Genomic DNA, 20,568 nt, shown 5'->3' with positions numbered 1-20,568 from the left:
GGTCCCCAAGAACGAAGATCCTCGCGAGTGACGTCGGAGGAGCGGAGCGGGAGTTCAGGTGCGGCGCGGGCCCTCCGCCGCAGAAGCGGAGGTCACCCGTTCGATGGCTTCGATGGAATGCCGCATGTCTTCTTCGGGCCGGATCCCCTTCGCGACGGCACGGGCACGGGCCGCCATCTGCGGATCATCCAGGATCGCCCCGAGCTTTTCGACCAAGCCGGCTTCGCTGATGCGGCCGCGGGCCAGCGTCAGAGCGACGCCGCGCTCGGTCAGGCGCAGGGCATTGTCCGGCTGATCCGCTCCGAACGGAACGACGAGGCCCGGCACGCCGGATCGCAGCACCTCCGCGCAGCCGCCGATCCCGCCATGGTGGGCGATCACGCAGGCATGGGGGAACACGAGCTCATGGGGGGCATAATCGAGGCTGAGAATATCCTCGCCGGGCGGGACGGTCAGCTTGTTCTTGCCCTTGAGAAGGATCGCCCTGCGGCCGAGCTTGCGCGCCGCCGTGGCGGCCAAGTCATAGAAATCGTTGGCGAGATAGACGGCGGTGGAGCCGAGTGTGAAGACGATCGGCGGATCGCCCGCGGCGACGAACGCGGCGATCCGCTCGGCGGTGTCGGACTCGTGCGGCTGGTGGAAGAACGGAAAGCCCGTCTGTACCGCGGCCTTCGGCCAATCCGGCTGCGGGGCGGCGATGAAGGCGGGAAACAGGACGAGGACGAGGTGGGGCGAGAACTTGGCGCCGAACACGAGCTCCTTCGGGTTCGGATCGCCGAGCTCCCGTTGCAGCTCCTCGACCGGCGTCTCCCACCGCTGCGTCCGCCGCCGCGCCAGCGCGTAGATGGCTTTGTGGGTCCACGCGCCGAGCCGGCGCAGGGGAAATACCTCCGGCCTCGCGGGCATGATGCTCGGATCGTAGGCCGAGAACATCGTCTCCGGCGACAGCATCGCGTTCGCCCACGGAATGCCGAGCGTGCGGGCCACCAACTGACCGACATAGACGAGTTCGCCAACGACGAGGAAATCCGCGCCACGGGTCGCTTCGAGGAGATCGGTATAGGTCTCGCGGGCGTTGGCGAAAATCACCTCGCGCATCAGGCGCTCGCCCCCGTGGCGGGGGTCGGTGAAGAGGAAGATCAGGGTGTCCGCGCTGAAATCGGGGCGGATCGGATGAAACTCGAATCCGTGCGAGATGACGTAGTCGCCGTGGGTCTCCGGCGCGGCGATCACCGGATGGTGGCCGCGCTCACGGCTCGCCTTCGCGAGCGCCAGCATCGGATGGAGGTCGCCGAGGGAGCCGAGGGTGGCGAATACGATGCGCATGGGCGTTGGTCTCTCTGAGGGCGGCGCGGACCCCGGCGACACGCGACGTGCCGGATCACGCACGGGTCTTCGGCGCGGGCGCCCGCACCGGTTCGGCTTGGAATCTGAGCAGCCAGCCGACTGCGACGAGGCCGAGCGCCAGAACCGTGACGCTCACCACGTAGCCGTCGGCGATGCTGCGCGCGGCGCTGTCGCGCAATGCGGGACCGAGGGAAGGCCATGCCTCCTTGATCTGCCGGACCGCGTCGGCATGGCCGTAGAGCGCCTCGGTCAGCACGGTTTCCAGGTTTGAACGTGCGTCGCCCGGCGCGGCCGAGCTCGCAGCGAGGACGGCGAGGCGGGCGCGCTCCGCGCCCACCACCGTCGTGCCGATGGCGGCCATGCCGATGGCGCCGCCGAGCTGCCGCAGCGTGTCGAGAGTGCCGAAGGCGCGCCCCCGCGCGCCCTCGGGGATGCGGGCGGTCCCGTCCGTGTAGGTCTGCGTCAGCGCGAGGCCGATGCCCGCGCCGATCAGCACCAGCGCCGGGGCGAGCCACGCGAAGTCGATCGCGGGCAGCATGCGGGATTCGAGGAAGAAGCCCGCGCTCGCCAAGGCGAGACCGATCAGAGCCGGCACCCGCAGGCCGAAGCGGTCGTAGAGCACACCCGAAAGCGGTGATGCGAGCATCAAGGGGATCAGAAAGAACAGCATCGCGAGGCCCGCCGACAACGGCGAGAAGTGGAAGACCCGCTGCAGCGAGATCGCGCCGAACGCGCCTTGGGCGGTCACGCTGAACTGGCCGCAGAACAGGATCAGGCAGGCCGCAGCGAAACGGCGTTCGACGAGGCGGCGGATGTCGATGAGCGGGTTGCGTGCGCGAAGCTGAAGGGCGACGAAAATGCCGAGGCAGACGATGCCGAACGCGAGAAGGCCGAGGGTCAGCGGCGAGGACCAGCCCCAGTCGCGGCTCTCCTGAAGCGCGAGCACGGCCGAGCCGACGCCGGCGACGAGGAGCACGGCATGCACAGGATCGAACCGCTCGGCCACCGGTGATCCGGCGTGGGGCCGGGCGACGCGGGTCATGAAGAGCGTGATCGCCGCGAGTGGCAGATTGATCAGAAAGACCGACCGCCAGCCGCCGAGCTGGACGAGCGCGCCGGCGAGGATCGGCCCGCACATCATCGCGAGCCCGCCGAGGCCGCTGTAGAGGCCCATGGCTTTGCCGCGCTTGTCGGGCCCGAAGGCATCGGCCGCGATCAACGCGGCTGCCGGCGCCATCGTGACGTTGCCGAGGCCTTCGACGATGCGGCCGCACAACAGCGCGGTGAGGTTCGGCGAGAGGGAGCAGATGAGCGATCCCGCGGCGAACAGGACGACGCCGCAGACGAACATCCGCACGCGGCCGAGCATGTCGCCGAGATGCCCGCCGATCGCCACCGTCGCCGCGAGGGTCAGGGCATAGACCGTGATGATCCATTGCTGCGCGCCGTCAGGGAGGCCGAGCTGTGCTTGGATGGTCGGCAGGGCCACGACAGTGCCCGCGCCGTCGATCATGATCATCGCGAGGGCGCCGCCCGCGGCGAGCACCGTGAGCCACCGGCGGCGGTCGGCAGGCGCGTGGGGGGCATCAGTGCGACCGACTCTTCATCGGGGCAAGTCGCGAACGCCGAGGTGTGGCCAAACCCTTCGCCTTCTCAAGCGAAGATGTTTCGTTGACGGCTCTGGTGTTCACGCGGTGACCTCGACGATCGGAACGGATCCCGTCTCCCTTTCAGCACGATCGCGAACACGGCCGCGTGACACAAGGATTGTTTTTGGTTCGATGGGGTTTGTTGCGGGGCGCGTGCGCCGTCAGTCCCCTTGCCAATGAAAGCTGCTGGCGGAGCGGATCAGGATCTGCTGGCGACCGGTCTCGATCAGCCCCTCGCGGCACAACGCGGTGAGGGCGCGGCTCACCACCTCGCGGGTCGTTCCGAGCATGGTGGCGAGTTCGGCATGGGTCGGAGCCGGGCGGATCACGCCACCGTCGTGCAATTGGTGGGACGCGCGGGCGAGCTTCTCGATCGCCCGGCGCAGCCGCTCGTCGACCTTCATCGTGGCGAGTTCGAAGCTCAGGTTGGCGAGGTCGTCGAGGCGCCGCGTGATCTCGTCGATCAGCCGCCGGCTGATCCAGGGATGCCGGTCCATCAGGGCTGCGAGGTCGCGGCCGGCGAGCATCCATGCGGTCGAGGCGGTCGCCGCGACGACCTCGATCTCCGAGGGCCGATGGTGGAGAAGCGCACTCTCGCCGAAGAACTCGCCCGGGCGGCGCTGGTCGAAGGCGAAGACGAGGCCGTGGGGCGACGCCTTGCGGCAACTGAACTGACCGGTGACCGCGACATAGAAGCGGGGATTCGCGTGGCCCTCCGCGATGACGGTTTCATCCTTGTCGAACGCGGCGAGGCGTCCCCGGGCGACGAGGGCGCGCTGCTCGTCGGCCGCTAGGTCGGCGAAGAGGGGATGCGAGGCGATGATCGACAGCGCGAGCGATTCCACGGCCGGAGGCTTCGCCGGGACGCCGGCGCGTCCGAGGCCGGCGTTGAGAGAGGCCGCTCTGGGTTCCATCTTCGACTCCGACTGGACGACCGCAAACGGTTGCCCGACGCATGCTGTCAGGGAAGTGGCGGGAGGACCGCGAGGGCCCTCCCGCGACGCCGTTAGCTCGCGGCGTTGGCCTGGAGCATCTGAGCGATCGCGATCGCGTCGGAGATCGTGTCGATGCTGTAGATCTGCATGACGCCCTGCGTAGTCGACGCCTGGGCCAGGATGTTCTGGTTGTTCTGCGCGGCCACCGAGTTCTCGAACATCAGCCCGGTCGAATGAATGGCGGTCTGATAGAGCTGGCTGATCGTGACCGCCGGCGACTCGGCGACGACCTTCACGTTCGCCTGGGTGACCGCATCCGTGATCTGCGGGGAAACCGTCGTCATGATTTGTCTCCTTTCGGTTCGGGTTTATCTCATCTCCGCAGCTTCTGTGGGTGCAGAGATGCTGTCTGGCGTTTTGCCAGGTCAGAGGTTGTCCCTTCGACGGAACTCGGCTTGCTGGGCATGAGGCCTTGTGATGACGGGAACCTGACGGCCGGTCATTCCAATCTCATTTTGGAGATGAGTTGTTTATCTTCTTGAGGAAGCGAGCTTCGCTCGCTCGTATTCTATCGGCGAGCTTGCGACGAAGCGCGTTGACTTTGACCTCAAACTCTTTCTGAAGGGCCGACGGATCGGTCATCGCCGCCTGAGGGTCCTGCTCGGGAGAGGCGCGGCCGCGATCGGCGACCTTGGCGAGCTCCGTGAGGAGCGGCCGAAGCTCGGCCATCACCTTGTCGGTCACCGCCTTCTCGATGCGGGCCATCATCGCCTGTTCCCGCTCGTCGAACACCTCGCTCGGCCCGCGTACCATCCTCGCCCCCCGCCTTAGAGTTTCGAGAACGCGGTTGCGACGGTCGCCGCGCCGGTCATGAAAGTGATCGTTTGCGTTTGCGAAACAGCGATCTGTGCGAGAAGAGCGGTGCCGGCCGCCTGTTCCAGGGGATCCTGCTTTGCGATCATTGCGAGCGCCTTGCCGTTCGCGGCGACGTAGACTTGTTCCATGCCCAGCATGAAGACTTGGGCGTCCTGGGCCATCATCGACACCGCCTGCTGTATGGCTGAGGACGAGAAGGTCTGTATCTCGGTAGAGGCGGCGGAGGAGACGGCGGACTCAACCGGCAGGAGCGAGGTGAAATCGCTCATGGTCGTTACGCTCGGGATCTCCTCGGACTTCGGCGAACTAAAGAATTTCATGGGTCTCGCGCCCCCCCAAATTTCACGGCGCGGCCGCAGCCGGCCCATTGTCACCGCTCTGATGCTCACGCCGTCGTGATGGCTCTCAGCGCATTCGCTACGATCGTCGGGTTGAGCGCGTTGAGATTTTGCTGATTTGATGCCGCGTTCTGCATCGTCAGTGAGTAGGCCTGACCAGCCGCCTGGTAGAATATACTCAGTGCGACCGCCGGTGCGCTGCCGACGACACTTGAATTCGTCGATGATAAGCCATCAATGACCTGTGGATTGACGGTGCTGCTCATTTTCAATCCTGCGGCTAGATCGATCTCGAGAGTAAGACACGATCCGACGCGAAGATCAGTGAGTTTTGTTACGCTTATACCGATCGCGTCGTGATGCGGGCGTTCGTTTCGGGTCGCCCGCGCCGTTGCGACCCGCGAGCGGGCTCAACATTTCCGTGATATTTCGTGAAATGCAATGAAAAGTTGTATTTCGATCACCCCGCGACGGGGCGGCCGTTCATCGTGGCAGGTCAGCGCCGCGGGTCTCCGGCAGACGCCAGGCGGCGACCAGACCGACGAGATAGATCGGCGCAATCGCAAGCGCCGCCCCGGCGAACCCGCCGAAGGTCGCCACGAGCGCTCCGGCGATCAGGGGGCCGAGGCTCGAGACGATGCGGGGGACGTTGGCGACGAAGGCGAAGGCCGTCGCCCGCAGCGCCGTCGGAAACAGTTCCGGCAGCCAGATCGGCAACCAGACGAACTGGCCGAGGGAGAAGGCGGCGGTGACGAAGACGGTCGCCACCATGAGGGCCGGACTGTGCGGCACGACGAACGGCAGCGGCAGCAGCACCATCGTCAGCAGGAAGACGGCCATGAAGGTCGGTCGCCGGCCGAAACGATGCGCCGCGGCGCCGAACGCGAGATCGCCGGCGATGGAACCCGAGGCCATCGCGAGGCCGGTCAGGCCCGCCCACGTCGCGCGATCGAGGCCTTGGGCCACCGCGACGTCGGCGACATAGGGCGAGAGCCAGGCCGAGATGCTCCAGAAGCCGACGATGGTCGCGAGCGACATGAGCCAGGCGAGGATCGCGCGGCGACGGAGAGACGGATCGGCGAACAGGGTGTGGAGGGTGAAGCGCGCCCGCGGCTCGGCCTCCTCGGCGGAGGCGGTGGCCATCTGCGCGGCGTGTCGGCGGGCGTTCGCGGCGCGCCAGCGCTCGGATTCCGCCACACCCGTCCTGATCCAGAGCGCGACGAGGGCGGGCAGGAGACCGGCCGCGAGCATCCACCGCCAATCGTTCGGCCCGAGCGGCAAGAGCGCGATCCAGATCAGCGACGCCATCATGAAGCCGATGCCGTTGCAGCATTGCATCAGGGTCATGCCCTTGGCGCGGGCATGGGGCGGCCACGCCTCGGCGAGAAGCGTGCTGCCGGTCGCCCATTCCATGCCGAGCGCCATACCGACGAGGAGGCGCGAGATGCCGAACCAGACCCAATCGGGGGACAAGGCGGACAAGCCCGACAGCAAGGAATAGGCGGCGATGCAGGCGAGGATCACCCGCTTGCGGCCGATATAGTCGGCGGCGATGCCGGCAACGATGCCGCCGAGCCCGAAGCCGAGCACGTTGAGGCTCATGACGATGCCGCTATAGGCGGCGGTCTCGGTCGGCGAGGCGTTCGGGAAAAAGTCGCGCAAAGCCGCCGGCAGCGCCAGCACCGCCCCGAAATTCTCGAACCCGTCGAACATCCAGCCGAGGCCGGCGGCGGCGAGCACGCGCCATTCCCGGCGGCCCACCGCCGGGAGCCAACGATGACGCCCGACCGCTTCGGCTGCCGCGTCCGGGCGCAATTCCCCGCCTTAGTTCGTCGGAGTGAGTTTCTGATAGGTGTTTTTCAGATCGTCCTGCACCACCGTCGCCTTGTCCTTGGCAACAAGCATCAGCGTCTTCGCGGGAACCTGCTCCGAATAGGTCCAGCCGGCGGGAAGCTTGAGGCGGGAGCCGAGGGCGGGGAGTTCCTTGTAGGAAAGCTTCGGATCGATGATGCGCGCATAGGACTGCATCACGTAGATCGAGCCGTCCGGCGCCTTGAGCTGGAAGGTCGGCTTGCCGGCGTCGAAGCGGTAAACCGTCGAGCGGTCGATCGTCACCGGCGTGTACGGTTTCGAGTTCCGGATCTGCTCGAGCGACAGCTTGACCTCCGCGCGCTTGACGAAGGTCATGCCGCCGAGTTCGACGGCCTCGCCGTCCTTCGTGGCGCCCGACGGGAGGATGCGGTCCATCACGAAATAACGCGGGCCGTTCATCTCGACGGTCAGCACCTGGAACTTGCGGCGGACGTCGGACGGCGTCAGCGCCTTCCAGAGCTTCTCCGGGCAGTCGCCGTGGCCGACCGTGTTGTAGACGGACGCGGTCGGGCCGCCGAGGAGCGTGATCGGCAGCACCTCGCAATAGCGCTGATTGCGCATCGGCGTGTTCGCGGCTTTGTCGGCGGCGGGGGAGGTCTGCGCGGCTTCCGCGCGGACCACGGGCTGCGCGAGGCTGGCAAGAGCGAGGGCGATCGTGGCGGCGGCGAGCGAGGAGCGAAACACGTCGAGCAATCCCCAGGGTTCCGAAGCAAACTTTTTCTAGAGCGCGCCCGGACCGGCGGCAACCGGGCGCGGACGGAACTTTCTGTGTTATTCGTTCGCTCGGTGTGTAGGGTTTCCCCGTCGGAGAAATATGACGGCAAGGATCGGAGTTCGCCGTTTTCGGGCGGACGGCATCTTGTCATCGAACACCGCCAGGGGTGAATTCGAGGACACGCGATGACGGCCCACAGCCTGCGAAACGACCGCGCCGCCGCGGCCCACGACGATCTCGACGTTCGCGTCCCCGAACAGGCGAACGGCGCCGGCTCCTTCGCCGCCGAGGACGTGCGCTGGCGCGCCGTCCTCGACCGCGATCCGGCTGCGGACGATGCGTTCGTCTATGCCGTGATAACGACCGGCATCTATTGCCGGCCGACCTGCCCGTCGCGCCGGCCGCTGCGCGGTAACGCCCGATTCTTTGCCGATGCCGGCGAGGCGAGCGCCGCCGGCTTTCGCCCGTGTCTGCGCTGCCGTCCGGAGGGCAGCGCGCCGTCGGAGCGTCAGGGGGACGCCATCCGGGAGGCCTGCCGGCTGATCGAGGTGTCCGAGACGATCCCGAGCCTCGACGCGCTGGCGGAGGCCGCGGGCCTCAGCCGGTTCCATTTCCACCGTCTGTTCAAGGCTGCCACCGGCCTCACTCCCAAAGCCTATGCGGTCGCGCGGCGGGCTGCGCGGGTGCGGGAGGGTCTCGCCCGCGGCGACAGCGTCACCGGCGCGCTCTACGAGGCGGGGTTTGCCTCCAACGGCCGCTTCTATGCGGCGGCCGATTCCATGCTGGGGATGAAGCCGTCCGATTATCGCGCCGGCGGGCGCGGCGAGGAGATCCGCTTCGCCGTCGGCGAATGTTCGCTCGGCTCGATCCTCGTCGCGGAGAGCGGCCGCGGCGTCTGCGCGATCCTGCTCGGCGACGCGCCGGAGCCGCTGATCCACGAATTCGAGGGCCGCTTTCCGAACGCGCGTCTCGTCGGCGGCGATGCGGCCTTTGAGGCGCGGGTGGCGCAGGTGGTCGGGTTCGTCGAAGCGCCCCACGGCAAGCTCGACCTGCCGCTCGACATTCGCGGCACCGCCTTTCAGCAGCGGGTGTGGAAGGCGCTGCGCGACATCCCGGCCGGCACGACCATCACCTACAAGACGCTGGCGGCGCGGATCGGCCAGCCGGAGGCCGTGCGCGGCGTCGCCTCCGCCTGCGCGGCGAACGCGATCGGGGTGGTGATCCCCTGCCACCGCGTCGTGCGCACCGACGGCGGGCTCGCCGGCTATCGCTGGGGCATCGCGCGCAAGCAGGCGTTGATTGCCCGGGAGGCCCAAAAGGAAGGATAGGTCCGAGGCCGAGGCCCTTGTCCATTTGCCGTTTCCCTATGCGACGAAGCTGTGCATCTGCCGCTCTTTTCGGCGTGCATCAATCTTGACCAGGAAAGAGGGCGCTGCCTAAGATCGTTCCAAACCGGCACTGAACCGCCGAACGGCATGAGAGCCCCGAGATCCGCAGCCTGAGGCATGCGGAGCGGGGCTTTTTACGTTTGGGGCTGTGCTTTCCGAGTCTCCGGGTTCAATCTCCGGGGCGATAGAAGGTGGATGAACCGATCTTGGCGTCGTCTCGCGAGATCATTCCGGTCGGACTGCTCTATTCGAGCCGCGGCCCCTATGCCGCGATCGGGCGGGCGGCCATCGACGGTGCGCTGATGGCGCTCGCCGAGGTCAACGAGGACGACGGCTTTCCGTTCACCCTGAAGGCGGCCATTCGTGATCCCGAGGGCGTGTCCGAGCGCTATCCGACCCAGGCCGAGGATCTTGCCCGGCTCGGCTGCCGCCACCTCATCGGCACCATCACCTCGTCGAGCCGCAAGGACGTCATCCCGGTCGTCGAGCGGGCGGGCGCGCTGCTCTGGTACGCTTTCCCCTATGAGGGCTACGAGACGAGCGACCACGTCGTCTATCTCGGCGCCTGCCCGAACCAGCATATCGTGCCGTTGCTCGATCATGCCCTGCCGCGGTTCGGCGATCGGCCCTTCCTGGTCGGCTCGAATTATATCTGGGGCTGGGAAATCAACCGAATCGCCCGGGAAATCGTGGCGGCGCACGGTGCCGAGCCGGTCGGCGAACGCTATCTCGCGGTCGGCAGCACCGACGTCGATCACCTGATCGCGGCGGTGCGCGAGAAACGGCCGGATTTCGTGCTGAGCAACCTGATCGGCCCGTCGAGCTACGCCTTCGTCAAGGCCTATGCCGCCCTCGGGGCCGAGGACCCGGCCTTCGCGCCGTCGGTCCGGCCGATCCTGAGCTGCAACCTGACCGAGGCCGACACCGACGAGATCGGCGCGCCGGGTGCGGGGCTGCTCTCTACCGCGATCTATTTCGACAGCCTCGATCTGACGGAGAACGAAGCGTTCCAGGCCCGGGCCCGGGCGCGGTTCGGGGAGGGGCGGCGCTTCTCCTCGTGCTTCGTATCGGTCTATGCGGCGATCCGCATGCTCGCCGAGGCGATCCGCGACGCCGGCACCGACGATCCGGCGGCGATCAAGGCGGTGGCGACCGGCCGCGCCTTCTCGACGCCGTTCGGCCGGCTCGCGATCGACGCCAAGACCAGCCACGCCGCCCACCGCCCGCATCTCGGCCGCGTCCGGGCCGACGGCTCGATCGAAATCATCGAGAGCGGGGCGGCGGTCATCCCGGCCGATCCTTACCTCGTCCGCACGCGCCTGCCGGCCGACCCCGTCCATCCCGCCGATCCCGCGCCGGTCCGGCGCGAGGCGAATGCGGCCGCCGCCCGCCTGAGGGTGATCACCTGATGACGACCGCACCGCGTCCCCCGCTGTCGCGCCTGCCGCTCGCCTCCTGGCGGGCGGTCGTGCTGCACCGGCCGCATCCCGCCGCCGACAACGTCGTGCGCCAGCTCGAACGGCTCGGCCTCACCGTCCGGGTGGCCTGGCCGGAGCTCGAGCCCACCGATGCCGCGGCGGACGTGATCCTGTTCGACGCCGACACCGGCTATGACGGCCAGTTCCCGTGGGAGCCCGGTGCTGCGCCGATGCCGATGATCGCTCTGATCGGATCGGAGGCGCCCGGCCGCGTCGAGTGGGCGCTGGCGCAGGGCTCCAACGCCCACCTGCTGAAGCCGATCAGCTCCGCCGGCGTCTATTCCGCGCTCCTCATCGCGGCCCACGCCTTCGAGGCGGGGGCGCGGCTCGCCGCCGAGATCGGCGCGCTCAAGGATCGGCTGCGCAAGCGGCCCCAGGTCGTGCGCGCGACGATCGCGCTGATGGCGGAAGGGCTCGACGAGGAGGCCGCCACCAAGCGCCTGCGGAGCCTCGCGATGGACCGCCGCATGTCGGTCGAGGAGGTCGCCGACGAGATGTGCGAACGGCGCGGGCGCCTCGGCGACGGCCGGCGGCGGAGCGGGGAATGAGCAGGGCCGCCGCGGCGAAGCGACGCGCGAGGCGATGAAATCCGAGACCCCGTTCCGACGAAAAGGGAACGGGCTCTCCATCCGGCAAAGTGGATCCGGGCACAGGAAAGCCGGACCGAGGGATCGAAGGCGAGACGAACGGCCATGTGCAAGAGCTGCGACTACACCATTCACGCCAAGAGCCATCATTTCGGCTGGAACAATGCCAACGCGCCCGTGCTGCGCGTCGAGCCGGGTGCCACGATCGCCTTCGAGTGCAACGACAGCTCGGCCGGGCAGATCACGGCGACCTCCACGCTCGACGATCTCGTCGCGCTCGATTTCGGCCGTATCAACCCGGTCACCGGCCCGGTCTACATCGAGGGCGCCAAGCCCGGCGATGCGCTCAAGGTGAAGATCGAGGCCTTCGAGCCGTCCGGGTTTGGTTGGACGGCGAACATTCCGGGCTTCGGCCTCCTCGCCGACCAGTTCAAGGAGCCGGCGCTCCGGCTCTGGTCCTACGACAAGGACACCCTCGCGCCGGCCGCCTGGTCGCCGTTCGGTGCCGTGCCGCTGAAGCCGTTCGCCGGCACCATCGGCGTCGCCCCGGCGGAGCCGGGCCTGCATTCGATCGTGCCGCCGCGGCGGGTCGGCGGCAATCTCGACATCCGCGATCTCGCCGCCGGCTGCGAGCTCTATCTGCCGATCGAGGTCGAGGGGGCGCTGTTTTCGGTCGGCGACACCCACGCCGCCCAGGGTGACGGCGAGATCTGCGGCACGGCCATCGAAAGTCCCATGAATGTCGCGCTGACCTTCGAACTGGTGAAGGACGCGAACCTATCCTTTCCCCGCTTCACGACCCCGGGCCCGGTGACGCGCCATCTCGACGCGAAGGGCTACGAGGTGACGACCGGCATCGGCACCGACCTGTTCGAGGGCGCGCGGGCCGCGGTCTCGCAGATGGTCGATCTCGTTGCGAAGCGCACCGGTATGAGCCCGGTCGAAGCCTACATGCTCGCCTCGGTTTGCGGCGATCTGCGCATCTCCGAGATCGTGGATCAGCCGAACTGGGTCGTCTCGTTCTATTTCCCGCGCGTCGTCATCGAGTGACGGGCGGGCGAGTGCAGATGGAGAGAACGCGCGTGAACGTCGTCGAAGGCTACGCCCCGTATGGGGACTACAAGACCTGGTACCGCATCACCGGAGATCTCGGCTCCGGCAAGCCGCCGCTGTTCGTGCTGCACGGCGGGCCGGGCTGCACCCACGATTATGTCGATTCCTACAAGCTTGTCGCCGAGACCGGCCGCGCGGTCATTCATTACGATCAGGTCGGCAACGGCAAGTCGACCCACCTGCCCGAGAAGGGCGGCGACTTCTGGACCGTCGACTTCTTCCGCACCGAGCTCAACAACCTGATCGACCATCTCGGCCAGCGCGGCGCCTATCACGTGCTCGGCCAGTCGTGGGGCGGCATGCTCGGCGCCGAGTTCGCGGTGACGCGGCCGAAGGGGCTCGTCTCGCTCGTGATCGCAAATTCGCCGGCGTCGATGGATCTGTGGATCTCCGAGGCGAACCGGTTGCGCGAGGAATTGCCCCCCGAGGTGCAGGCGACCCTGCTCGCCCACGAGAAGGCCGGCACCACCGACAGCGCCGAGTACCAAAAGGCGACCGAGGTCTTCAACGAGCGCCATGTCTGCCGCGTCGTCCCGATGCCGCCGGAGGTGAAGCGCACCTTCGACGCGATCGTCGCCGACCCGACCGTCTACCACACCATGAACGGGCCGAACGAATTCCACGTCATCGGCACCATGAAGGACTGGACGATCGTCGACCGGCTGCCGGCGATCGAGGTGCCGACGCTGCTGATCTCCGGCCGCCACGACGAGGCGACGCCGGCGACCGTGCAGCCCTATGCCGACAAGATTCCCGATGTGCGGTGGACCATCTTCGAGCACTCGAGCCACATGCCGCACGTCGAGGAGAAGGAAGCGTGCATCAAGCTCGTCGGGGACTTCCTCGACGAGATCGACGCGCGCCGCTGAGCCGAAAAGAAAACGGGTTCCACGAGGTTGAGGAGCAGATTCGTATGATCAATGCATCCACGAAACGGCCGCGATCGCGGCTTGCGCTGGCGGCTCTCGCCGCCCTCATGGTCGGTTCCGCGATGGCCGGTACCGCCCAGGCCGAGGACCGCGCCGCGCTCCTCAAGGAGCACAGCGGCGGCACCCTGCGCCTCGTCACCAACGCGGCCGAGGGCACCGTCGATCCGCAGATCAACTACACCCTGAAGAACTGGCAGATCTTCCAGCTCACCTATGACGGCCTCGTCGGCTTCAAGCGGGCGCAGGGCGCCGCCGCCTTCGAGGTGGTGCCGGATCTCGCCGAGGCGATTCCGCAGCCGACCAACGACGGCAAGACCTACGTCTTCAAGCTGCGCAAGGGCATCAAGTTCTCGAACGGTCAGGACGTGACCGTGAAGGACGTGGTGGCCTCGCTGCAGCGCATCTTCAAGGTCTCGAGCCCGACCGCCGGCACCTTCTACAACGGCATCGTCGGCGCCGACGCCTGCCTCAAGACCCCGGCGACCTGCACCCTCGAGGGCGGCGTGATCGGCGACGAAGCCGCCGGTACGGTGACGATCAACCTCGTCGCGGCCGATCCGGAGCTGATGTTCAAGCTCGCCGTGCCGCATGCCTCGATCCTGCCGGCGAGCGCGCCGGCCAAGGACGTCGGCACCGATCCGCTGCCGGGCACCGGCGCCTACATGATCGCGAGCTACAATCCGAACGAGCGCATGAAGATCGTGCGCAATCCGAACTTCAAGGAATGGAGCGTCGACGCCCAGCCCCAGGGCTTCGTCGACGAGATCGACTACGATTTCGGCCTGACCGAAGAGGCCCAGATCACCGCCATCCAGAACGGCCAGGCCGACTGGATGTTCGATCCGCCGCCGGCCGACCGTCTCGACGAGCTCGGCACGAAGTACGAGAAGCAGATCCACGTCAATCCGCTGATGGCATTCTGGTACGCCCCGCTCAACGTTAACCTGCCGCCGTTCAACGATGTCCGCGTTCGTCAGGCGCTGAACTATGCGCTCGATCGCGACGCCCTCGTCGGCCTGTTTGGTGGCCCGGTGCTCGCCCAGCCGACCTGCCAGATCCTGCCGCCCGACTTCCCCGGTTATGTCGAGAGCTGCCTCTATACGAAGGATCCCGGCACCACCTGGAGCGCGCCTGACCTCGACAAGGCCAAGGCGCTCGTGAAGGAATCCGGCACCGCCGGCCAGAAGGTCACGGTCATCACCGAGGACACCGCCGTGTCCAAGGCGATCGGCACCTACATCCAGAGCGTGCTCAACGACCTGGGTTACGACGCGAGCGTCAAGCCGATCTCGTCGAACATCCAGTTCACCTACATCCAGAACACCAACAACAAGGTGCAGATCAGCATCAGCCAGTGGTACCAGGATTATCCGGCGGCGTCGGACTTCCTGAACGTGCTCCTGAGCTGCGCCTCGTTCCACCCGGGTTCGGATTCCTCGATCAACATCTCCGGCTTCTGCGACAAGGACCTCGACGCCAAGATGGCTGCGGCGATCAAGCTCGGCGCCACCGACCAGAAGGCGGCGAACGCGGATTGGGCCAAGATCGACGCGGCCTTCATGGAGAAGGCGCCTGTCGCGCCGCTGTTCACGCCGAAGCACATCGACTTCCTGTCGCAGCGCGTCGGCAACTACGTGTTCTCCAACCAGTTCCAGTGGGTCATCGCCGACGCCTGGGTGAAGTGAACGTCTGAGTGACGTGAACCGGGCGCGGTGTTCGCGCCCGATACGATCGCCGGCCGGAGCCGAACGCTCCGGCCGGCCCTTTGACGATGGCCGACGCCCGGCGTTCCTCCGCCCGCTGGCGGCCCCTCCCGAGAGAACTGGAAGTCGCATGAAAGATCCGAGGATGCCGCGGTGAGCGCCGAAGCCGACCTCTCCCCCGAAGCCGTGGCGAAGGCCGCGCCGAGCCCGACCCGCCGGGATGGAGGGCCGTGGGCCCGCGCCCGTGCCAAGCTCCTCCGCGACAACACCGCGATGGGTGCGGCGTTCGTCCTCGTCCTGATCGTCGTCGCGGTGCTGCTGGCGCCGCTCTATGCCGCTCAGGTCTCTCACACCGATCCGTTCCGCTCCAACCTCGCGGGCAAGATCGTCATCGACGGCAAGCGCGTTCCGATCATGCAGCGTTCCACCGCGGGCCTCGGCCTCGGCGTGACGCCGATCGGCCCGACCTTCGGCCCGAGCTATTTTCTCGGCGCCGACAGCCAGGGCCGCGACGTCGCCGCCCGTCTTCTCTATGGCGGCCGCAACTCGCTTCTGATCGCCGGTGCGGCGACATTGGTTTGCCTCGTCCTCGCGACGATCGTCGGCGTCACCGCCGGCTTCTTCGGCGGCGCCGTCGATATGATCCTGTCGCGCATCCTCGACGTGCTTTGGGCCTTCCCGGTCTATCTTCTCGCCATCTCGCTCTCGATCGTCTTGATCTCGAAGGGCCTTCAGATCGGGCCGATCACCATCGAATCGAACAGCCTGCTCCTGCCGATCGGCATCATCGGGCTCATTTACGTGCCCTATGTGGCCCGACCGATCCGTGGTCAGGTGATCTCGCTCAAGAACAGCGAGTTCGTCCTCGCCGCGATCGGCCTCGGTATTCCCCGGGCCCGCATCCTGTTCCGCGACATCCTGCCGAACGTTTCGACGACGCTGATCGTGTTCGTACCGCTGATGATGGCGCTCAACATCATCACCGAATCCGCGCTGTCGTTCCTCTCGATCGGCGTTCAGCCGCCCGATGCGAGCTGGGGCACCATCATCCAGGAGGGGCAGTCGCTGCTCTATTCGCGGCCGATGGTCTCCCTCGCGCCCGGCATCGCGATCGTCGTGACGGTGCTCGCCCTCAACGTGTTCGGAGACGGGGTGCGCGATGCGCTCGACCCGCGCTCCAAGCTGCGCCCGCGGTGACGCCTATGGTTCTCGCCCTCGTCCAGCGCCTCGTCCAGATGCTGTTCGTCATGTTCGGCATCAGCGTCGTCGTATTCTTGATTTTCTTCGCCACCCCCGGCGCCGATCCCGCCGCCCGCATCGCCGGCCGCAACGCCTCGCCCGAGGTGGTCGCCGCGGTGCGCAAGGATTTCGGCTTCGACCGGCCGCTGCCGGTGCAATATGCGCTGATGATGAAGCGCCTCTTCATCACCCGCGACCTCACCTCCTTCGTCAACCGCGGCCAGCAGGTGATCCCGGAGGTCATCGAGGCGACGCCGATCACGCTCTCCCTCGTCGTCGGCGCGGCGATCCTGTGGGTTATCGGCGGGCTCGCCGTCGGCATCATCGCGGCGGCGACCCGCGACAGCTTCGTCGACAAGGGGCTGATGGTGATCGCGCTGATCGGTGTCTCGATGCCGGTGTTCTGGTTCGGCGAGGTGATGAACCTCATTTCCCAGGCCCGCTTCCACGACACCTGGCTGTTCTCCTGGGTCCCTGCGCTCGGCTACAAGCCGCTGACGACGGATCCGGTCGGCTGGTTCAAGACGCTCGTCATTCCCTGGTTCACCCTCGCCGCGCTCTATATCGGCATCTATGGCCGGGTGCTGCGCGCCAACCTCGTCGAGGCCTACCAGGAGGACTTCATCCGCACCGCCAAGGCGAAGGGCCTGAGCCCGATGCGGGTGATGATGCGCCACGCTTTGCGCACCTCGCTCATTCCGTTCGTGACGATGTTCGGTCTCGATTTCGGTGTGCTCGTCGGCGGTTCGGCGCTGCTGACGGAGGTCGTGTTCGGCCTCAACGGCGTCGGGCGGCTTACCTATCTCGCGCTTCTCAGCCTTGATCTGCCGATGATCCTCGCGACCGTGATCTACGCCTCGTTCTTCGTCGTCGTGGCGAACGCGGTCGTCGATATCCTCTACGTCTTCATCGATCCGCGGCTCCGGGAGGGCTGATCATGGCGCATCCGCAATCCCCGGCGCGCCGCTCCTGGACGTGGCCGCCCTCACGGTCTCGTTCGCGACCGACCGCGGCTTCGTGAAGGCCGTCAACGACGTCTCCTTCACCGTCAACGAGGGCGAGATCCTCTCGATCGTCGGCGAGTCCGGCTCGGGCAAGACCGTCACGCTGCTCTCGCTCCTCGGCCTCACCGACCGGCGCACCACGCAGGTCGAGGGCTCCGTGCTGTTCCGCGGGCGTCGCCTCCTGGAACTCAAGGACCGCGAGATGCGCCGCATCCGCGGCAAGGAGATCGCCCTCATCTCTCAGGACCCGATGACGGCCCTGACCCCGGTCCACACCATCGGCTGGCAGATCGTCGAACAGATCCGCGCCCACGACCCGGTCTCTGAGCCGGTGGCGCGGCGCCGCGCCATCGAGCTCCTCGGCGAGGTCGGCCTGCCGAACCCGACCGAGGCCTTCACCCGCTATCCGCATCAGCTCTCGGGCGGCATGCGCCAGCGTGCGGTGATCGCCATGGCGCTTTCCTGCAACCCGGCGCTCCTCGTCGCCGACGAGCCGACGACGGCGCTCGACGTGACGGTGCAGGCCCAGGTGCTCGAGCTCCTGAAGCGGCTGCGCAAGGATTTCGGCTCGGCGATCATCCTCATCACCCACGACATGGGCGTCGTCGCCGAAGTCGCCGACCGGGTGCTCGTGATGTATGCCGGCCGCGTCGTCGAAAGCGGTACCACCCGGCAGGTGTTCGAGGATCCCTGGCACCCCTACACCTGGGGCCTGCTCGCCTCGATCCCGCCGGTCCACGGCGAACGGCCGGCGCGGCTGACCTCGATCCCCGGCACCCCGCCGACGCCGACGAACCTGCCGCCGGGCTGCGGCTTCGCGCCCCGCTGCCGGCTGCGCTTCACGCCCTGCGATCAGCCGCCGCCCCGCCAGGGCGAAGGCGACCGCCGCGCCCTCTGCTTCATTTCCGAGGACCGCCGTCCCGCCGCGCGCGCGACGGTCCTGCCCCAGTTCGGAGGCGCCGCATGACCTCCCTCGATATGACCACCGCCGCTCCCGCGAGCCGCGCCGGCGCCGCCCCGCGCCCCGCTTTAGACGGCCGACCGCTCATCGAGGCGCGCTCGCTCTCGAAGCATTATCACGTCGGCAAGACCATCCTGCCCGGCAGCGGCCGGGTGGTGCACGCGGTCGAAGACGTCACGCTGGCGGTCCGCGCCGGCGAGACCCTCGGCCTCGTCGGCGAGTCCGGTTCGGGCAAGTCGACGCTCGGGCGCTGCATGACGCGGCTCTACGACGTCACCAAGGGCGAGCTTCTGTTCGACGGCGCCGACATCACCAAAGTCCAGGGCAACGCCCTGCGCCGGCTGCGCCGCGACATCCAAATGATCTTCCAGGACCCGTCCGCCTCGCTCAATCCGCGGCGGCGGGTCGGAGATCTCATCGCCGAGCCCCTGATCGTCCACCGCATCCGGCCGCGCAACGAGATCCGGGCGCGCCTCGAGGAGCTGATGGACCTCGTCGGCCTGCCGGTCGATTATCTCGGCCGCTATCCGCACGAATTCTCCGGCGGCCAGCGCCAACGCATCGGCATCGCCCGCGCCCTCGCGATGGAGCCGCGGCTCATCGTGGCGGACGAGCCGGTCTCGGCGCTCGACGTCTCGGTGCAGGCGCAGATCGTCAACCTGTTCGCGGATCTGCGCGAGCGTCTGGCGCTGACCTACATCTTCATCGCTCACGATCTCGGCGTGGTGCGTCAGGTGTCGAGCCGCGTCGCGGTGATGTATCTCGGATCGATCGTGGAACTCGGCGACACCGACACGGTGTTCGACCGTCCCGCGCATCCCTATACCGAAGCGCTTCTGTCGGCGATCCCGATCCCGACGGCGGATGCGGGCGCGCGGCGGCAACGCATCATCCTCGAAGGCGAGTTGCCGAGCCCGCTCAACCCGCCGAAGGGCTGCAAGTTCTCGACCCGCTGCCCGATCGCGACCGACCGTTGCCGCGCCGAGCGGCCGGCCCTGCGGGTGCTGCCCGACGGCCGCTCCGCGGCTTGTCACTTTCCCAAAAATCAGGGGATTGCAGCCTGATGCGGCGGCGGCGCGGGCCGCCGCGCCGTTTGGTTTGAGGAACCTCAAACTATGCGCCGCGACATCGATATTTGTCGCGGCGCCGGCCCTCTGATGTAGTGCCCGAGGTCCCGGCTCGATCCGGCTCCGACAGAATGGTCGTCCCGAGGGAACAATGACGATGAGCTCCAAGCCCCACCGCCCGCGTCTTCTTCGCTCCGCGGCGTCCGCCGCGCTCTTCGGCCTCGCGGCGTTCGCCGCCTTCGGCGCCATCGGCGCGCGGGCGGAAGAGCAGTTGAACGTGCTCACCTGGTGTGATCACGAGGACCCGGCGCTGCTTCAGCCGTTCGAAGAGGCGAACGGTGCCAAGGTCAACTTCAAGGACATCGACTCGACCGCGACTGCGCTCGCGATCCTCGGCCAGTCGAAGCCGGGCGATTGGGACGTGCTCGTCGTTGACGAGACCGACACCGGCCGCCTCGCCGGCATGGGCTTGCTCGCGCCGCTCGAGGCGAAGGATTATCCGTTCGCCGACATCCCGGCCGAGATCGCCGATCCGACGCTGACGTCTCACGACGGCAAGCTCTACACGGTGCCGGAGAAGTTCGGTTACAACGCCATCGCCTTCAACAAGGCGGCGGTCGATCCGGCGGCGGCGAGCGACATCAACATCCTCTGGGACCCGAAATATAAGGGTCGCATCGCGGTCTACGATTATTATGTCCCGGAGATCGAGCTCGCGGCGATCGCGCTCGGCAAGAAGCCGGCCGAGCTGACCGACGCCGACCTGCCGGCGATCAAGGACAAGCTGATCGCGCTCAAGCACAACGCCGCCATGATCGGCGACGTGACGACAACCCAGCAGGCGCTGGCGACCGGCGCCGTGGACATCCTCGTCGGCGGTGGCGAGTGGGTGACGGCCGGCTTGGTGAAGGACAATCCGAACCTCGATTACGTGATCCCCAAGCAGGGCGCGGTGCGCTGGCAGCAGGGGCTCGGCGTGTTCGCGGCCTCGACCAAGAAGGATCTCGCGACGAAGTTCGTCCAGTACATCCTGAGCCCGGAAGGGCAGGCCAAGCTCGCGACTTCGAGCTGCTACTGGGGCATGCCGGCGAATTCCAAGGCGACCCTGACCGACGAGCAGAAGAAGATCCTGCGCTGGGACGATCAGGCCGGCTACCTGAAGAACACCTACCCCTACCTGCAGATGACCCCGGATTTCGACAAGAAGCTCCAGGCGCTGTGGGCCGAGGTTCTCCAGGCGAACTGACGGGGACGGCCTCAAGCCGGCGCCGTCGGCGCGGGTGATCCGACACGCAGACGAGACGAAGGCGCCAGCCCCGCGAGGAGGATGGCGCCTTCGCTTTTCGGGGGCTTCGATGAAGGCCCCC

Annotated in this window: 20 protein-coding genes; 11 read left to right on the top strand and 9 right to left on the bottom strand. The window is 67.4% G+C overall.

Annotated features, from left to right (window positions below; all coding sequences use genetic code 11):
* Window positions 1–54: 54 nt before the first annotated feature.
* From F0357_RS06750 to F0357_RS06710, 9 genes are all read right to left on the bottom strand, one after another.
* Entirely contained in the window at window positions 55–1,326 is a 1,272-nt protein-coding gene (locus F0357_RS06750; protein ID WP_153479647.1) for a glycosyltransferase, read from the bottom strand.
* A 55-nt stretch (window positions 1,327–1,381) separates the two neighbouring features.
* A complete protein-coding gene (locus F0357_RS06745; protein WP_153479646.1) occupies window positions 1,382–2,893 on the bottom strand; it encodes a DHA2 family efflux MFS transporter permease subunit in 1,512 nt (503 codons plus the stop codon).
* Between the two features lie 264 nt (window positions 2,894–3,157).
* Window positions 3,158–3,910: a Crp/Fnr family transcriptional regulator gene (locus tag F0357_RS06740; RefSeq protein WP_153479645.1), complete on the bottom strand. Its 753-nt coding sequence runs from the start codon at window positions 3,908–3,910 to the stop codon at window positions 3,158–3,160.
* Between the two features lie 92 nt (window positions 3,911–4,002).
* The gene (locus F0357_RS06735) at window positions 4,003–4,275 is read right to left on the bottom strand and encodes a RebB family R body protein (RefSeq protein ID WP_153479644.1); all 273 of its coding nucleotides are present in this window, start codon (window positions 4,273–4,275) and stop codon (window positions 4,003–4,005) included.
* Between the two features lie 166 nt (window positions 4,276–4,441).
* The gene (locus tag F0357_RS06730) at window positions 4,442–4,723 is read right to left on the bottom strand and encodes a hypothetical protein (protein ID WP_153479643.1); all 282 of its coding nucleotides are present in this window, start codon (window positions 4,721–4,723) and stop codon (window positions 4,442–4,444) included.
* Between the two features lie 35 nt (window positions 4,724–4,758).
* Window positions 4,759–5,076, bottom strand: a complete 318-nt coding sequence (locus F0357_RS06725) for a hypothetical protein (RefSeq protein WP_153479642.1) — start codon at window positions 5,074–5,076, stop codon at window positions 4,759–4,761.
* Window positions 5,077–5,192: 116 nt separating this feature from the next.
* Window positions 5,193–5,411 (bottom strand): RebB family R body protein, encoded by a 219-nt coding sequence (locus tag F0357_RS06720; RefSeq protein ID WP_208948246.1) that lies wholly within the window; start codon window positions 5,409–5,411, stop codon window positions 5,193–5,195.
* A 217-nt stretch (window positions 5,412–5,628) separates the two neighbouring features.
* On the bottom strand, window positions 5,629–6,885 hold the full coding sequence (locus F0357_RS06715) for an MFS transporter (RefSeq protein WP_153479640.1): 1,257 nt from the start codon (window positions 6,883–6,885) through the stop codon (window positions 5,629–5,631).
* Window positions 6,886–6,969: 84 nt separating this feature from the next.
* The gene (locus F0357_RS06710) at window positions 6,970–7,701 is read right to left on the bottom strand and encodes a hypothetical protein (RefSeq protein ID WP_376767825.1); all 732 of its coding nucleotides are present in this window, start codon (window positions 7,699–7,701) and stop codon (window positions 6,970–6,972) included.
* Window positions 7,702–7,917: 216 nt separating this feature from the next.
* Between F0357_RS06710 and ada the strand changes: the two genes are divergently transcribed.
* The 11 genes from ada to F0357_RS06655 all read left to right on the top strand — a co-directional run bounded on the left by ada (window position 7,918) and on the right by F0357_RS06655 (window position 20,447).
* Complete coding sequence (ada, locus tag F0357_RS06705; RefSeq protein ID WP_153479638.1) at window positions 7,918–9,060, top strand: bifunctional DNA-binding transcriptional regulator/O6-methylguanine-DNA methyltransferase Ada; 1,143 nt, start codon at window positions 7,918–7,920, stop codon at window positions 9,058–9,060.
* A gap of 266 nt (window positions 9,061–9,326) precedes the next feature.
* Window positions 9,327–10,529 carry a transporter substrate-binding protein gene (locus tag F0357_RS06700; RefSeq protein ID WP_153479637.1) on the top strand — a complete coding sequence of 401 codons (1,203 nt, stop codon included), beginning with the start codon at window positions 9,327–9,329 and terminating at the stop codon, window positions 10,527–10,529.
* Window positions 10,529–11,146, top strand: coding sequence for an ANTAR domain-containing response regulator (locus F0357_RS06695; protein WP_153479636.1), 618 nt, complete (start codon window positions 10,529–10,531; stop codon window positions 11,144–11,146). Before F0357_RS06700 ends, F0357_RS06695 begins: the two co-directional genes overlap by 1 nt.
* 144 nt (window positions 11,147–11,290) lie before the next feature.
* Window positions 11,291–12,235, top strand: coding sequence for an acetamidase/formamidase family protein (locus tag F0357_RS06690; protein ID WP_153479635.1), 945 nt, complete (start codon window positions 11,291–11,293; stop codon window positions 12,233–12,235).
* Window positions 12,236–12,267: 32 nt separating this feature from the next.
* Window positions 12,268–13,167, top strand: coding sequence for a proline iminopeptidase-family hydrolase (locus F0357_RS06685; RefSeq protein WP_376767785.1), 900 nt, complete (start codon window positions 12,268–12,270; stop codon window positions 13,165–13,167).
* Window positions 13,168–13,211: 44 nt separating this feature from the next.
* Complete coding sequence (locus F0357_RS06680) at window positions 13,212–14,912, top strand: ABC transporter substrate-binding protein (protein ID WP_153479633.1); 1,701 nt, start codon at window positions 13,212–13,214, stop codon at window positions 14,910–14,912.
* Window positions 14,913–15,083: 171 nt separating this feature from the next.
* The gene (locus F0357_RS06675) at window positions 15,084–16,127 is read left to right on the top strand and encodes an ABC transporter permease (RefSeq protein ID WP_312861487.1); all 1,044 of its coding nucleotides are present in this window, start codon (window positions 15,084–15,086) and stop codon (window positions 16,125–16,127) included.
* A gap of 5 nt (window positions 16,128–16,132) precedes the next feature.
* Complete coding sequence (locus F0357_RS06670) at window positions 16,133–17,104, top strand: ABC transporter permease (RefSeq protein ID WP_153479632.1); 972 nt, start codon at window positions 16,133–16,135, stop codon at window positions 17,102–17,104.
* A gap of 40 nt (window positions 17,105–17,144) precedes the next feature.
* Window positions 17,145–18,140 carry an ABC transporter ATP-binding protein gene (locus F0357_RS06665; protein WP_312861486.1) on the top strand — a complete coding sequence of 332 codons (996 nt, stop codon included), beginning with the start codon at window positions 17,145–17,147 and terminating at the stop codon, window positions 18,138–18,140.
* Window positions 18,137–19,198: an ABC transporter ATP-binding protein gene (locus F0357_RS06660; protein ID WP_246161388.1), complete on the top strand. Its 1,062-nt coding sequence runs from the start codon at window positions 18,137–18,139 to the stop codon at window positions 19,196–19,198. Before F0357_RS06665 ends, F0357_RS06660 begins: the two co-directional genes overlap by 4 nt.
* Window positions 19,199–19,352: 154 nt before the next feature.
* Complete coding sequence (locus F0357_RS06655; RefSeq protein ID WP_153479630.1) at window positions 19,353–20,447, top strand: polyamine ABC transporter substrate-binding protein; 1,095 nt, start codon at window positions 19,353–19,355, stop codon at window positions 20,445–20,447.
* Window positions 20,448–20,568 lie beyond the last annotated feature (121 nt).

This window comes from Segnochrobactrum spirostomi (genome assembly GCF_009600605.1).
Taxonomy (GTDB): domain Bacteria; phylum Pseudomonadota; class Alphaproteobacteria; order Rhizobiales; family Segnochrobactraceae; genus Segnochrobactrum; species Segnochrobactrum spirostomi.
This window is presented reverse-complemented; position numbering and strand designations above follow the sequence as displayed.